This window comes from Pseudomonas sp. URMO17WK12:I6, assembly GCF_003253625.1.
GTDB lineage: Bacteria > Pseudomonadota > Gammaproteobacteria > Pseudomonadales > Pseudomonadaceae > Aquipseudomonas.
Genome location: NZ_QKYZ01000004.1, coordinates 49,333 through 64,903 on the forward strand (window position 1 = coordinate 49,333; position 15,571 = coordinate 64,903).

Annotated in this window: 12 protein-coding genes; 3 read left to right on the forward strand and 9 right to left on the reverse strand. The window is 62.4% G+C overall.

Annotated features, from left to right (window positions below; translation table 11 throughout):
• The first annotated feature begins 10 nt into the window (after nucleotides 1-10).
• From F475_RS08385 to F475_RS08395, 3 genes are all read left to right on the forward strand, one after another.
• Entirely contained in the window at nucleotides 11-2,527 is a 2,517-nt protein-coding gene (locus F475_RS08385; RefSeq protein WP_111453679.1) for an RND family transporter, read from the forward strand.
• Nucleotides 2,528-2,534: 7 nt separating this feature from the next.
• Complete coding sequence (locus F475_RS08390) at nucleotides 2,535-4,313, forward strand: acyl-CoA dehydrogenase C-terminal domain-containing protein (RefSeq protein WP_111453680.1); 1,779 nt, start codon at nucleotides 2,535-2,537, stop codon at nucleotides 4,311-4,313.
• 103 nt (nucleotides 4,314-4,416) lie between these two features.
• Nucleotides 4,417-5,424, forward strand: a complete 1,008-nt coding sequence (locus F475_RS08395) for an Ldh family oxidoreductase (RefSeq protein WP_111453681.1) — start codon at nucleotides 4,417-4,419, stop codon at nucleotides 5,422-5,424.
• A 53-nt stretch (nucleotides 5,425-5,477) separates the two neighbouring features.
• On the opposite strand, the gene F475_RS08400 is transcribed toward F475_RS08395, so the two are convergent.
• The 9 genes from F475_RS08400 to F475_RS08440 all read right to left on the reverse strand — a co-directional run bounded on the left by F475_RS08400 (nucleotide 5,478) and on the right by F475_RS08440 (nucleotide 15,462).
• On the reverse strand, nucleotides 5,478-7,058 hold the full coding sequence (locus F475_RS08400) for an aldehyde dehydrogenase (NADP(+)) (protein ID WP_111453876.1): 1,581 nt from the start codon (nucleotides 7,056-7,058) through the stop codon (nucleotides 5,478-5,480).
• A 217-nt stretch (nucleotides 7,059-7,275) separates the two neighbouring features.
• Nucleotides 7,276-8,664 (reverse strand): fosfomycin efflux MFS transporter AbaF, encoded by a 1,389-nt coding sequence (gene abaF / locus F475_RS08405; protein ID WP_064616852.1) that lies wholly within the window; start codon nucleotides 8,662-8,664, stop codon nucleotides 7,276-7,278.
• Nucleotides 8,665-8,735: 71 nt separating this feature from the next.
• Nucleotides 8,736-9,653, reverse strand: a complete 918-nt coding sequence (locus F475_RS08410; RefSeq protein WP_018928306.1) for a dihydrodipicolinate synthase family protein — start codon at nucleotides 9,651-9,653, stop codon at nucleotides 8,736-8,738.
• A gap of 113 nt (nucleotides 9,654-9,766) precedes the next feature.
• Entirely contained in the window at nucleotides 9,767-10,795 is a 1,029-nt protein-coding gene (locus F475_RS08415; protein WP_064616853.1) for a proline racemase family protein, read from the reverse strand.
• Nucleotides 10,796-10,820: 25 nt separating this feature from the next.
• Nucleotides 10,821-11,543 (reverse strand): amino acid ABC transporter ATP-binding protein, encoded by a 723-nt coding sequence (locus F475_RS08420; RefSeq protein ID WP_018928304.1) that lies wholly within the window; start codon nucleotides 11,541-11,543, stop codon nucleotides 10,821-10,823.
• Nucleotides 11,536-12,186 carry an amino acid ABC transporter permease gene (locus tag F475_RS08425; protein WP_064616855.1) on the reverse strand — a complete coding sequence of 217 codons (651 nt, stop codon included), beginning with the start codon at nucleotides 12,184-12,186 and terminating at the stop codon, nucleotides 11,536-11,538. The genes F475_RS08420 and F475_RS08425 overlap by 8 nt, the downstream gene beginning before the upstream one ends.
• A 10-nt stretch (nucleotides 12,187-12,196) precedes the next feature.
• On the reverse strand, nucleotides 12,197-12,862 hold the full coding sequence (locus F475_RS08430) for an amino acid ABC transporter permease (RefSeq protein WP_018928302.1): 666 nt from the start codon (nucleotides 12,860-12,862) through the stop codon (nucleotides 12,197-12,199).
• A complete protein-coding gene (locus tag F475_RS08435; protein WP_111453682.1) occupies nucleotides 12,855-14,633 on the reverse strand; it encodes an aconitase X in 1,779 nt (592 codons plus the stop codon). Before F475_RS08435 ends, F475_RS08430 begins: the two co-directional genes overlap by 8 nt.
• A gap of 10 nt (nucleotides 14,634-14,643) precedes the next feature.
• A complete protein-coding gene (locus F475_RS08440) occupies nucleotides 14,644-15,462 on the reverse strand; it encodes a transporter substrate-binding domain-containing protein (RefSeq protein WP_019581953.1) in 819 nt (272 codons plus the stop codon).
• Nucleotides 15,463-15,571 lie beyond the last annotated feature (109 nt).

A 15,571-nucleotide genomic window follows, 5' to 3' on the forward strand; every position in this document is an offset into this window, starting at 1 on the left:
GAACCCAGACATGGGCCATACCAAACAAGAAACCATGCCGGTGATCCGCGATCTGCGGGATTTCGACCGCCATTCCGGCAATCGGCTGGAGCGGCTGGTGTTCAACTACCGTCCGCTGTTCATGCTGCTGATGGCGCTGGTCACCCTGATGCTGGGCTACATGGCCGCGACTCGCCTGGAGCTGCGTCCAAGCTTCGAAAAGATGATTCCGCAGAGCCAGCCGTACATCCAGAACTTCCTGGAAAACCGCCAGTCGCTGCGCGGTTTGGGGAACTCGGTACGGGTGGTGGTGGAGAACACTCAGGGCGATATCTTCGACCCCGGTTACCTGGACGTGCTCAAACAGGTCAACGACCGATTGTTCCTTGCCGAGGGTGTCGACCGTGCCTGGATGAAGTCGTTGTGGAGCCCGGCGGTGCGCTGGACCGAAGTCACCGAGGAAGGTTTCCAGGGCGGCCCGGTGATGCCCGATACCTACCAGGGCAAGCCGGCAGAAATAGAACAGCTGCGCCAGAACATTTCCCGCGCCGGTATCGTCGGCAGTCTGGTGGCCAGCGACTACAAATCGAGCATGCTGATCGTGCCGCTGCTGGACAAGGCCACGGCCAGCGGTCAGCGCATCGACTACCACGCCTTTTCGCAAATGCTCGAAGAACAGTTGCGCGACCAGATCGAGTTTGCAGGAGATAGTGCTGCACGCAAGGCCGGGGAGGAGGGCAAGGGCCCGTACAAAGTCCGGGTGATCGGTTTCGCCAAACTGATGGGCGACCTGATCGACGGGTTGATCCAGGTGATGATGTTCTTTGGCCTGGCCGTCGTCACTTCGCTGATCATCATTTACGCCTACACCCGATGCGTGCGTAGCACCTTGCTGGTGGTCGGCTGCTCGCTGATCGCGGTGGTCTGGCAGCTGGGCATCGTCGCCTGGCTCGGCTATGCCATCGACCCGTATTCGGTGCTCGTGCCTTTCCTGATCTTCGCCATCGGCGTGTCCCACGCGGCGCAGAAGATGAACGGCATCATGCAAGACATCGCCCGTGGCACCCACAGACTGATCGCCGCACGCTACACCTTCCGCCGCCTGTTCATTGCCGGCGTTACCGCGCTGCTGGCCGACGCCGTCGGCTTCGCGGTGCTGATGCTGATCGATATACCGGTGATCCGGGATCTGGCGATCACCGCCAGTATCGGTGTGGCGGTGCTGATTTTCACTTCGCTGTTGCTGATGCCGGTGGCGCTGTCTTATGTCGGCGTGGGCGCCAGGGCTGCCGAGCGTGCGCTGAACATCGACACGCGCGCCGAAGGGCACAAAGGCTTCGGCAAACTGTGGGACTTGCTCGACCGCTTCACCACGGCCAAATGGGCCACGGGGGCGGTAGTGGTCGCGGTACTGATGGGCATCGGCGGTTTCATGATCAGCCAGCAGCTGAAGATCGGCGATCTGGAAAGTGGCGCACCGGAGTTGCGTGCCGACTCTCGCTATAACCGTGATAACGCCTACATCACCAGCCACTACGCGCTGTCCAGCGACCTGTTCGCGGTGATGATCAAGACCGCGCCGGAAGGCTGCCTGAGCTACAAGACACTGATTCTCGCCGATCGCCTGGCCTGGGAGCTGCAGCAGTATCCGGGCGTACAGGCCACGACTTCGCTGGTTAACGCGGTGCGCCAGATCACCGCCGGCACCTATGAAGGCAACCCCAAGCTCAACAGCATCCAGCGCAATCAGGACGTATTGAATTACGCCGCGCAGCAAGCCTCGGTCAACTCCCCGGAGTTGTTCAACACCGATTGTTCGCTGATGCCAGTGATCACGTTCCTCAAGGACCACAAGGCCGAGACTCTGGATGCCGTGGTGGGCATCGCCGAAAAATTCGCCCGGGACAACAACAGCGACGATCGCCAGTTCCTGCTGGCGGCCGGGTCGGCCGGGATTGAGGCGGCGACCAACATTGTGGTGCGCGAGGCCAATCGCACCATGCTGCTTTACGTCTATGCGGCGGTGACGCTGTTCTGTCTGATCACCTTCCGCAGTTGGCGCGCAACCCTGGTCGCCCTGTTGCCATTGGTCCTGACCTCAATCCTGTGCGAGGCGCTGATGGTGGCCATGGGCATAGGCGTGAAGGTCGCGACCCTGCCGGTGATCGCACTGGGCGTGGGCATCGGCGTGGACTACGCCTTGTACCTGCTCAGCGTGCAATTGCATTTCCAGCGCCAGGGCCTGCCGCTGAGCCAGGCCTACCGCAGCGCCGTGTCGTTTACCGGCCGGGTGGTGGGCCTGGTGGGCATCACCCTCGCGGCGGGCGTGGTGTGCTGGGTCTGGTCGCCGATCAAGTTCCAGGCCGACATGGGCATCCTGCTGACCTTCATGTTCCTGTGGAACATGCTCGGCGCGCTGATCCTGATCCCGGCCCTGTCGTACTTCTTGCTGCGTCACCCCGTTGCGCAAACTGATGTGGCGCAAACCGCTGAAACCGATACAACCCAACGTCAGGCCATGTCGCATGCCCTGACCACTTCTGAGTAAGCCAACTATGTCTGATTACAAAGCTCCCTTGCGCGACATGCGCTTCGTACTCAACGAGGTCTTCGAGGTGTCCCGGCTCTGGGCCAGATTGCCTGGCCTGACCGAGGTGATCGATGAAGAGACGGCCGCCGCGATCCTTGAGGAGGCCGGCAAGATCAGCGCCGAGGTGGTCGCACCGCTGAACCGCAGCAGCGATGAGCAGGGCTGCACCTGGAGCAATGGCATCGTCATCGCTCCCGAAGGTTTTGTCGCGGCTTATCAAGCGTTCGCCGCAGGCGGTTGGGTGGGTGTCGGCGGTGACCCACAGTTCGGTGGCATGGGCATGCCCAAGGCCATTTCGGCTCAGGTCGAGGAGATGGTCAACTCGGCGAGTCTATCGTTCGGCCTGTACCCGATGCTGACCGCCGGGGCGTGCCTGTCGATCAATGCCCACGCTAGCCAGGAACTCAAGGAACGCTATCTGCCGAACATGTATGCCGGCACCTGGACCGGTTCCATGTGCCTGACCGAGGCGCATGCCGGCACCGACCTGGGCCTGATCCGCACCCGAGCCGAGCCTCAGGCCGACGGCAGTTTCAAGATCAGTGGCAGCAAGATTTTCATCACCGGCGGCGAGCACGACCTGACCGAAAACATCATTCACCTGGTGTTGGCCAGACTGCCGGATGCACCCGCCGGCCCCAAGGGCATTTCACTGTTCCTGGTGCCCAAGGTGCTGGTGAATGCCGATGGCTCGCTGGGTGAGCGTAACGCGCTGTCCTGCGGTTCAATCGAACACAAGATGGGCATCAAGGCGTCCGCGACCTGCGTGATGAACTTCGACGGGGCCACTGGCTGGATCGTCGATGCGCCGAACAAGGGGCTGGCGGCGATGTTCACCATGATGAACTACGAACGCCTGGGTGTGGGTATCCAGGGCCTGGCGTTGGGTGAGCGCTCGTACCAGAACGCGGTCGCATACGCCCGTGACCGTCTGCAAAGCCGTTCGCCGACGGGCGCGCAGAGCAAGGACAAGTCTGCCGATCCGATCATCGTGCATCCGGATGTACGGCGGATGCTGTTGACCATGAAGGCCTTGAACGAAGGCGGGCGGGCGTTTTCCAGCTACGTGGCCTTGCAACTGGATACCGCCAGGTACAGCGATGACGCGCCAACCCGCACCCGCGCCCAGGAACTGGTGTCGCTGCTGACCCCTGTGGCCAAGGCGTTCCTCACCGACATGGGGCTGGAAACCACGGTGCACGGCCAGCAAATCTTCGGCGGTCACGGTTACATCCGCGAATGGGGCCAAGAGCAATTGGTTCGCGATGTGCGCATCACTCAGATCTACGAAGGCACCAACGGCATTCAGTCGCTGGATCTGGTCGGGCGCAAAATAGTCGCCAGCGGCGGGGCGCTCTACCGCTTGTTCGCCGCCGAAGTTCGCCACTACACCGCCAACGCCTGCGCTGACCTGGGTGAGTTCACCAAACCGTTGAACGCCGCGATGGACACCCTTGACGAACTGACCGCGTGGCTGCTGGATCGAGCCCAGAGCAACCCGAATGAAATCGGCGCGGCCTCGGTCGAGTACCTGCATGTGTTCGGCTACACCGCGTACGCCTACATGTGGACGCGAATGGCCAAGACTGCGATGAGTACGCACTCCAAGGACGCTTTCTATGCCAGTAAACTGGCCACCGCGCGCTTCTACTTCGCCCGCCTGCTGCCGCGCATCCACTCGCTGAGTGCATCGGCCAGGGCCGGTAGCGAATGCCTCTTTGAACTGGAAGCAGCGCAGTTCTGATCGAAAGGGCACTGTGCCCATTTCGTCACCCTCCGTCCCTAAACCGATCAAGCCACCGCTCCTTGGATAGACCACGCTGAACGGTCTGTCCAAGGAGATGACCATGATTCGACTGACCCTGATCGAAGCCCGTGAATTGGCCGAATCGATCCTGTTGCACAACGGTTTTAACCTGGCCCATGCGCAAGCGGTGGCGGCGACGGTGATCGCTGGCGAGCGCGATGGCTGTGCCTCCCACGGTTTGTACCGGATTCTGGGCTGCGTGAATTCCCTGCGGGCCGGCAAGGTGTCGGCCGACGCCGAGCCACGGGTGATCGACCAGGCACCGTCGATTGTGCGGGTGGATGCCGGGGGTGGTTTTTCGCAGTTGGCGTTCCAGGCAGGTTTGCCGTTACTGGCGGAGAAAACCCGGGCCAATGGGATTGCGGCGCTGGCGATCAATCGTTGTGTGCATTTCTCGGCGCTGTGGGTGGAGATCGAACAGTTGACCGCCGCCGGGCTGGTGGCGCTGGCGTGTAATCCGAGTCATGCCTGGGTGGCGCCGGCCGGGGGACGGGTGCCGGTGTTCGGCACCAATCCCATTGCCTTTGGCTGGCCACGCGTGGGGCAGGATCCGTTTGTGTTCGACTTCGCCACCAGTGCGATTGCCCGTGGCGATATCGAGTTGCATCGGCGTGCCGGCAAGGCGATTCCCGAGGGCTGGGGCGTGGACGCCGAGGGGCGGCCGAGCACCGATGCCAACGTGGTGCTCGATAGCGGCGCGATGCTGACGTTCGGTGGGCACAAGGGCTCGGCGCTGGCGGCGATGGTGGAGTTGATTGCCGGGCCTTTGATCGGTGACCTGACCAGCGCCGAGTCACTGGCTTACGACGCGGGCAGCAAGTCATCGCCGTACCATGGCGAGCTGATCATCGCGCTGGATCCGCGACGTTTTCTGGGAGCGGCCACTGAAGAGCACTTGGCCCGGGCCGAGGTGTTGTTTCAAGGGATTGAAGGGCAGGGGGCGCGCTTGCCGTCGCAACGGCGTTATGCGGCGCGGGCGCACAGTTTGGTGGAGGGCGTGCAGATTCCCGAGGCGCTGTACAACGATCTGAAAGCGCTGCTGCCTTGATAATCCGATCTCCTGTGGGAGCGAGCAGGCTCACCCCACAGGAGGTCGTGTTGTCAGACCGGTTCGCGGTGGCTGGCGCCATCGACCAGGCGGGCAATGCCCAGCGGGTTGGCGTTTTTCAGGGCGTCGGGCAGCAAGGCATCCGGGCAGTTCTGGTAGCACACCGGGCGCAGGAAACGCTCGATGGCCAGGCTGCCGACCGACGTGCCACGGGCGTCGGAGGTCGCCGGGTAAGGACCGCCATGCACCATCGCATCGCACACTTCAACGCCGGTGGGGTAGCCATTGAACAGTACCCGGCCGACCTTTTGTTCCAGCAGCACCAGCAGATCGGCGTGTTCCTTCAGGTCCTGCTCTTCGCCAATCAAAGTGGCGGTGAGTTGACCGTGCAAACTGTTCAGCGCTTGTTGTAACTCGGCTTTATCGGCCACTTCGACGACGAGGGTGGTCGGGCCGAACACTTCTTCCTGCAACAGCGGATCACCCTTGAGCAGCAGGCTGACGTCGGCCTTGAACAGTTGCGGCCGGGCTTGATTACCGTGCTGGTCCTGGCCTGCCAGATGGCTTATCCCTGGATGGTCGACTAACGCCTGCACACCTTTTTCGTAGCTGGCGAGGGTGCCGGCGTTGAGCATGGTTTGCGCCGGCTGTTCGGCCATCAAGGCACTGAGCCGAGCGGTGAGCGCGCTGAACTGTGGTGAGCCAATACCGATTACCAACCCCGGATTGGTACAGAACTGACCGCACCCCTGAACCACCGACGCCACCAGTTCACCGGCGATTTTTTCGCCCCGTGCGCGCAGGGCTTCAGGCAATACCAGCACCGGGTTGATGCTGCTCATTTCGGCGAATACGGGAATCGGTTGTGGCCGTGCGGCGGCCATGTCACAGAGGGCGCGACCACCTTTGAGCGAGCCGGTGAAACCGACGGCCTGGATCGCCGGATGCTTGACCAGCGTTTCACCGACGCCCGCGCCGTAGATCATGTTGAACACGCCTTTAGGCATGTCGGTTTGCTCGGCGGCGCGGATGATTGCGTCGGCCACGTGTTCAGCGGTCGCCATGTGTCCGCTGTGGGCCTTGAACACCACCGGGCAACCGGCGGCCAGAGCCGCCGCGGTATCACCGCCAGCGGTGGAAAAGGCCAGCGGGAAGTTACTGGCGCCGAACACGGCCACCGGACCGACGCCGATCCGGTATTGGCGCAGGTCGACCCGTGGCAGAGGCTGACGTTCGGGCAACGCGCGGTCGATACGCGCCCCATAGAAATCGCCCCGGCGCAGCACCTGAGCGAACAGGCGCATCTGGCCGCTGGTACGGCTGCGTTCACCCTGGATGCGTGCGGTCGGCAGGGCAGTTTCGCGGGTGACCAGGGCGACGAATTCGTCATCCAGGGCATCCAGTTGCGCGGCGATGGCCTCGAGAAATTCTGCACGGCGTGTCGCCGGCAAGTTACGAAAGGCAGGGTAAGCGGCAGCGGCGGCTTGGGCTGCGGCGTGCACTTCCTCGACGGTGGCTTGCATGAACGAATAGGGCAGCGCTGCGCCGGTGCTGGCGTCATGGCTCTGCATCGCGATGTTGCCAGCGGCGCTGCGGGCACCGCCGATGTAGTTGTGGCCGATGATCTGGGGCATGGAAAAACTCCTGTTGGAATGCGAGGCCAAATGCCGTTGGTTGAGAAATGCCAGGCGTAGCGCGGCGATCCGTAGCAGCTGCCGAAGGCTGCGTTCGGCGGCGAAGCCGTCGTAAATCATGCACCGCGGTATTTCGGCCACACCGCGGTGCATGGTTTACGACCGCTACGCGCTCGAACGCAGCCTTCGGCAGCTGCTACAGGTTGCGTACTGGCGATTAAGCCAACCGGCGTGTGGCGGCCGGTTCGAGGTTATCCAGCGCAGCAATACGCGCAGCGGATTCGGCATCCACCTGGTGCAACGACTTGCCACGGGTTTCCCGGGTCAGGCCGACAGCCACGATGGAAATCAGCGCGGCGCCCACCAGGTACCAGGCGATCGGTGTCGAGCTGTGGTACTTGTTGAGCAGGGTGATGGCGATCAGCGGCGCGAGGGATCCGGCGAAGATCGGCGCCACCTGGTAGCACAGCGAAAGGGCGGTGTAGCGCACATGGGTCGGGAACATTTCGGCCATCAGCGCCGAGTAGGGCGCATAGGTCATCGACTCGATGGCCAGGCCCAGGGTGATGGCCCCGATGATCAGCCAGTTGTTGCCGGTGTCCATCATCGGGAAGCCGATGAAGCCCCAGAACGCAGTGAGCACCGCGCCGATCAGGTACACCGGTTTACGCCCCACGATATCCGACAGATAGCCCATCAACGGGATCAGGAAAAAGTGCAGCAAGTGCGCGCCGAACATCAGCAACAGAATCTCTGAGGTGTCCTTGTGCACCACCAGTTTCAGGTAGGTGATCGAAAAGGTGACCACGGTGTAATAGAGGATGTTCTCGGCAAACCGCGCGCCGATCCCCACCAGCACCGCGCGCCAGTGATGACGCAACACTTCCACCACGCCCAGTTGTTGCTGCTTGGTCTGCGCTTGCCGGGCCTGGGCCTCCTTGAAAATCGGCGCGTCATCGACGCTGGTGCGAATCCAGTAGCCGATCAGCACCACCACCGCCGAGAACCAGAACGCCACGCGCCAGCCCCAGGCGAGGAATTGTTGTTCCGACAGGTTTGACGACAACAGCAGCAGGGCGACGGTCGCCACCAGGTTGCCGGCCGGCACCCCGGCTTGCGGCCAACTGGCCCAGAAGCCCCGGCGATTGTCCGGGCAGTGTTCGGACACCAGCAGAATCGCGCCACCCCATTCGCCCCCAAAGGCAAAGCCCTGAATCAGCCGCAGCAGCACCAATAACACTGGCGCGGCATAGCCGATGCTGTCGAAGCCGGGCAGGCAACCCATCAGGAACGTGGTGATGCCAACCACCACCAGGCTCAGTTGCAGCAGGCGCTTGCGGCCGAATTTGTCACCGTAGTGACCGAACACCAGACCGCCCAACGGACGGGCGAGGAAGCCGACGGCGTACAGGGCGAAGGCGGCGATGATGCCGTCGATCGGACTGTCGGTCTGACGGAAGAACAGCTGGCCGAAGACCAATGCCGAAGCGGTGCCGTAGAGAAAGAATTCATACCACTCGGCGACAGTGCCGGCCATGGCGGCGGCCACTACGCGTTTGAGTCCCGAGGGTGTGGTTGCGCTGGAGGTGCTGTGAGGATTGGACATGCTGACGTTTCCTGTAGAGGCGCGAAAACAGGTAGCCGGGCCGGACCCGCAAGGATCCGCCCGGCAATCACTCAGAGACCGACGTCCGGCAACTCCGGACGGTTGGCCATGGCCTTGGCCATGATCTGTTCGACGAACTCCCGATCAGCTTGCGGCAGTGCCAGGCGTGGCGGACGGGTCAGGGCGCTGCCGCGACCGGCGATGGCTTCGCAGAGTTTGATGCACTGCACCAGGTCGGCACGGGCATCGAGGTGCAGGATCGGCATCAGCCATTCGTAGATCGGCATGGCTTCGGCGAAGCGACCGGCCTTGGCCAGGCGGAAGATGGTCTCGCCTTCTTTCGGGAATACGTTCGACATGCCCGAGACCCAGCCTTCGGCACCCACCGCGATGCTTTCCAGCACCACGTCATCGAGACCTGCGAACAGCACGAAACGGTCGCCGACTTCATTGCGCACGTCGATGAAACGGCGGGTATCGCCAGAGGAATCCTTGAAGCACACCACGTTGTCGCAGTCGGCCAGGGAAATCAGGATGTCCGGGGTGACGTCGTTTTTGTAGATCGGCGGGTTGTTGTAAACCATCAACGGTACGTCGGCGTTCTTCGCCACGTAGCGGTAATGCTCGGCGGTCTCGAACGGCTTGGAACCGTAGACCAGCGCCGGCATCAGCATCACGCCGTCGACACCGACCCTGCGCACCGCGTTGGCCACCTTGGCCGCTTGCACACTGGTGAACTCGGCCACACCGCAAATCACCGGCACGCGGCCGCGGGAAGCGTCGACCGCAACTTCGGTCACGGCGATTTTTTCTTCGGCGGTCAATGAGGTGTTTTCCCCCACCGAACCACACACCACCAGGCCCGATACGCCGTCACGGATCACGTTGGAAATCACCTGGTGGGTTTTTTCCAGGTTGATGGAGAAGTCATCGTTGAATTGAGTGGTCACCGCGGGGAAGACGCCACTCCAGTTAATGCGCTTGCTCATTGTTGCCTCCGGTTCGTTTTTGTATTTCGTATACGATATTTTAAATGCCGATACTCGGCCAGTGGTTTTTTCAATCAATCAGGGTTTTTTATAGCCGTTGGTCTGGGGGAGTTTCAGGCGCCGGGCCAGGTGTCTGACAGGCGATAGCCCTGTGGCCAGGGATCGCTGGGGTCGAGCAGCAATTGGTGGGTGCCGGTGATCCAGGCCCGGCCGGAAATGCACGGGTAGATCGCCGGGCGACCGGCCACTTCGGTCATCGAATCGATGCGGCAATGGAATTCGGAACCGAGGATCGAACGGCCGATAAAGCGCTCGCCAACCTGCATCAATCCCTTGGCCTGCAACACTGCCATACGTGCCGAACAACCAGTGCCGGTGGGCGAGCGGTCGATCTTGCCGGGTTGAATCACCACGGCGTTAGCCCCGGTGGCGATGCCATTTTCAACCACGATGGGCGCGGCAATCTGGCAGAAGGAAATATGCGACCACTCGGGGTTCAGCGGATGGACGAAGCCTAGTTGTTCATTGGCCGCGCGGGTGATTTTCAACCCGACCTCGACCAGCTCGGCCGCCTCGTCAGGGCGGATGGAAAAGCCCAGGCTTTTGGCGTCGGCGATGACAAAACTGTCGCCACCGTACGCAGTGTCGACCTGCAATGAGCCGAGGCCTTCGACTTCGATCCAGGCGTCGAGGCGATCAGCGAAGGAGGGCACGTTCTTGATTTCCACCCGTTCGACCTTGCCGTCACGGCAGTCGGCCACGGCCTCGATCAAGCCACCGGGCGCTTCGAGCACCAGCCGGGTTTGCGGTTCGGTCATCGGCAGGATGCCGCTGTCGAGCAGCACCGTGGCGACGCACAGCGAATTGGAGCCGGACATCGGTGGCGTGTCGGCCGGTTCCATGATGATCCAGGCCATTTGCGCCCGAGGGTCCTTGGCCGGCACCAGCAGGTTGACGTGGCGGAACACGCCACCACGGGGTTCGTTGAGGACGAAATTGCGCAGGGTTTCATCCTTGGCGATCCAGCGCGATTGCTCCCACACGGTGGCGCCGGGCGGTGGGGCGACACCGCCGACGATCACATCGCCGACTTCGCCTTCGGCGTGGCAACTGACCACATGAATGACTTTCGATGAACGCATGGCTGACTCCTTTTATCGCCGGTCGTTATTTCACTGATTTGAGAAACGCCGCCGTTTCCGCATGTATCGGATTGCCAATCACCTGATCCGGCGAGCCGATCTCGTGCACCAGGCCATTGCGAAAGAACGCCACACGGTCGGACACATCGCGGGCAAAGCGGATTTCGTGGGTCACCAGCACCATGGTCATGCCGTCTTCGGCGAGCATGCGCATGGTGTCCAGCACCTCGCCGACCAGTTGCGGGTCGAGGGCCGAGGTGGCTTCGTCGAACAGCATGTAGTCCGGTGACATGGCCAGGGCGCGGGCGATGGCCATGCGTTGCTGCTGGCCTCCGGACAACTTGCCGGGGAAGGTCTTGAGCTTGTCGCCAAGGCCCACGTGGGTCAGTTGCTGCACCGCCAGCGCCTCGGCGTCGGCCTTGCTTTTGCCCAAGACCTTGCGCGGTGCCAGCATCACGTTTTCCAGCACGGTCAGGTGCGGGAAGGCATTCCATTGTTGGAACACGATGCCGATTTTCTGCCGCAGGCGGTTGAGGTCGGTGGCGCTGTGATGAACCTCGACGCCATCGACGCGGATGTTGCCTTTCTGGATCGGCTCCAGGCCGTTGATGCACATCAGCAGGGTCGATTTGCCGGAGCCCGAGCCGCCGATGATCGACACCACTTCGCCCTTGTCCACCGTCAGGCTGACACCCTTGACCACGGCCAGATCGCCGAAGGATTTATGTACGTTGTCGATCTCAATCATTTTCTTGCCACCTTCTTTCCAGACGAGCGCCCAGGCGTGCAACCACCAGGCTCATGACGTAATAGATAAGGCCCGCGACGCACAGCACCAGCAACGGTTCCTGAATGCGGGTGACGATGGTTTGCGAGGCGCGCAGCAGTTCGACGATGCCGATCCACATCACCAGCGCGGTGTCTTTCATCACACCGAGCACCAGGTTCAGCCAGCCGGGGAAGGCCACGCGGGTGGCCATTGGCAGGACGATCCAGCGCAGGTCCTGCAAAAAGCTCAGGCCCAGCGAACGACTGGCCCGCCGCAGGGTGAACGGCACCGACAGCACGCCGCTGCGCACGATCTCGGTGAAGTACGCGGCGGTGTAGACCCCCAGCACAATGCAGCCGACGCTGAAGGCACTGATGTTCAAGCCGACGATGCTTTTGAGCGAGTTGAACAGCACGAACTGGATCAACAGCGGCACGCTGCGAAACACGTCCAGCACCCAGGCCAGGGGCAGGCTGGCGCGTGGCAACAGCGCTCGCAGCAGGCCAAACAACAGCCCGGCGAAGGAGCCGAGGATGATCGACCAGAACGTCAGTTGCAGGGTGACCCAGGCGCCGTCGAGCAGGAACAGCAGGTCATTCCAGGAAAAACTGGTGGAAAACATGGTCAAGCCCTCAGTAACGGAACAACCGCCAGGCCATCAGCCGGGCTGACGCGACGATCGCCTTGGCAATCAGGTAATACAGCGCGGCGGCGATGGCGAAGTATTCGAAGGTGCGGAACGTTTTGACGTTGTAGTCCTGGGTCACCCCGGTCAGGTCATTGTTCAGCCCGACGATCACCCCCAGCGACGTCATCAGCACCGCCCAGACCATCTGATTGGTCAACGGGTAGAAGACGATCCGCAACAGCTGCGGGACGATGATCATGCGGTAGGCCTGGAAGGCACTCATGCCCAGCGAACGCGCGGCGCGCACTTGCGTGTCGGGTACGGCCTTGAGGCCGCCGCGAAAGTTCTCCGCCAGATACCCGGCATTGTTGAAGGTGATCCCGGCGAGCAGGGCGAACCATGAGCTGACATGCAAGCCCAGCGAGCCGAGGCCGAAGTAGAGGACGTAGATCTGGAACAGCGATGGGGTGTTGCGCGCGATCGATACCCAGCCGTTGCCGATACCGCGCAGCAGCGGGGTTTTGCTTTCGCGCATCACCGTCAGGGCCAGGGCGATCAGCACGCCGAAGATCATCGACAGCGCGGCGGTCTCGAAGGTGACCCAGGCGCCGGCGAGCATGTCCGGCAGGGCGCGCAGGGTGGCGCGCCATTGGAAGGTGTAATCAAACATGCGCGAGAGTCTCCAGAGGGGCGGCGGTTTGCAGCCAGGCCGGCAGACGACCGCTGGCCGTGGCACTGCAAGCGGTATCGACACATTCAGCCAGGCTGGCGAAATGCACCTTGCGGCCCACCAGGCCGGGTGCGTAATGGGCGTATTTGCCCGAGTTGGTCATCAAGGTTTTTGCACCCGGCGGGATCACCGGTTCGCCGAGCATGCACCAGCAAGTATCGGTGACCAGGGTCGCGCCGAAGGCTTCGATCACGGCGATATGCCCGGCTTCGCGAGCCTGCTCCAGCACGGCGCGGCCGCAAGTAATGGCGAGGACCACGTCGGGGTGTTTGTGCCGACCGAGGCACAGTCGCGCCAGGTGAGCGAACTCGCTGAGGGAGAAATGCGGGTTACCCAGCGAGACCACATCCACCCGGCTGTCGCGGGCACTGTTGAGTTCGCGCCAACTGACCAATAGATCCTTCAGGCGGATTGTTTCCACGGGTAGGGCTACATCTCCCTCCAGCACCTGCGCCGGGTCGATAGCTTCCGGGGTGATCCCGGCGATATGGAATAACGGGGCGGCGGAGGTGGTGGCAAACGCCGCGCCGAACGCCTTGAGGTCGTCCAGGCTCGGCTTGCGGTTTTCCAACCCGCGCACCAGTGGAATCCGGCTGCCCGCCAGCGCGCCGATGTGGTAACCGAGCAGCGGGTAGAAGGCATCGTCCAGTTCACCCAGGGTGGGCACTTCGACCTGCAATCGGGCCTTGCGTTGTGCGTCCAGGTGGCAGCCGATCAACGGGGCGCGGCCGGTCAGGGCGATGCAGATGTCCAGGTAGTCCGGGTACTTCAGGGTGCGTGCCCCCAGCACGCTGTTGGCGTAGACCACCGCGTTGGATTCGGCCCAGACGATCTGCTCGCCCGCCTTCGGCGCGCTGTCGAGCAGGTAGGGCGCACAGGTGAAACTGAGTTGCGCACCCATCGCCATATAGGCGTCGCCCAAGGCACTGGCCGGTTCGCCGAGCGCGGGGTCGATGCCCAATTCGCGCCAGCGGCGCTGGTCCACGGAAATTGAATTGAGGGTGGTGGGCACCCGCACGTTGGCGCCCCATTGCACCAGTTGTTCGGCAAAGCGCAGGCTCGCAGGTCCGGTGTAGATGCAGCCGTCGATGTGCGCCTGGGTGACATCCACCAGGCGGCGGGCACCTTGCAGTTCGGCCATGCGCAGAACAATCTGCATGGCCACTTGCGCAGCCTTGCCATGCTGGCCGTCGAGCAGCGCCCGGTCGTGTTCGGTGAGTTCGAGCGGGGCGCTTGGGTCTTGCGTTTGCAACGGGCTGTCGAGTGCCTGCCAGGCATCGCCCGGCAGGTGTTCGAACACGGTTACCGAGGCGCCGTCGACCCGAGCGAAGGCCTTGCCGCGCAACGTGGCGAAGGCCTCCCGGCCGATGCACAGCACCGGCAGGGAACGCTCGAAAATGGTCTGCGCGACGAGCACGCCCAAGGTCAGGATCTCATCGGGTTCGGCCAGCACCAATGCAGCCGGTGCGTGACCGTTGCTGATCAGTTCCATCAACACGCTACTGCCGGTGCACGAGCCGCGACCGCTGGGAATGGCCAGCACGCGGCCGGCCAGGTATTCGCCGCTGAGCGGATGGTGACGGTCAATGATCTCGCCGCTAAACGGATCGACCCCGCCCCAGAAACTCAAGCCGATATCGGCGAACAGCAGGGCGCCCTCGGCGGCGCCCGCGACCAGGCTGCGACCGGTCAGAGAAGTGGGCCTAGGCATGCCGGACACCTCAGTAGTAGACCTGTGGCACGGTCAGGTTGGTCGGCGGGATTTCAGTGCCGACCCATTTGACGAACAGCTCTTTGTAACGACCGGTGCGCACCTGTTGGTTGACGAACAGGTTGAGGTAGTTGAGCAGGCCATACTCGTTACGCTTGGCGCCGAGGGAGACGTAGTCGATCACGTACGGCGCGTTACCGGCGACTTTCAGGTTTTTGTATTTGCCCGATTTGAGGGTGGCGGCGGCCACGGTGTTGGTGACCACGGTGGCGTCGATATGGCCTTGGGCGACGGCCAGCAGGGTGTCGTTCTGCGACTGATAGGCGCGGAAGGTGCCGGTGCCCCAGTTCTTCACGTCTTTCTCTAGCGCGATGGCCTCATAGGTGCCGCTGGTGTTACCCACGGGTTTGCCCTTGAGGTCATCGAAGCTGTTGATGCCGGTGTCGTCGCGGGTCAGCACCACCATCTGGAAGGCGAAGTAGGGCACGGTGAGGCCGACGGTCTTGGCCCGTTCGAGGGTGTCGGAAGTGGAGGCGACGATCACATCGGCCCGCCCGGAGACCAGCGCCGGAATACGGTCCGGGAACGGCGTCTCGACCACTTCGGCCTCGACCCCGAGGATTTTCGCCAGGTCACGGCAGTAGTCCACGTCGAAACCGGCCGGGTTGTTACCGGCATCGCGGAAACCCATGGGCGGGAAGTCCAGGGTCACGGCGCAGCGCAGCTTGCCCGAACCGATGATGTCGTCGAGTTTGTCGGCCTGGGCGGTGGCAATGAAGGAGGTACTGAGAACAGCGCTGAGGGCTACGGCAAATGCGGGGTTTTTCATAGAGGCCTCGTTGATGTGAAGTGCTGTTGGATATCGTATTGGGGATTTCGTATACGATATTAAATATAGCAATCAACGTGCCCGTTTCCAGGCCGAGGCGTGAATTTGT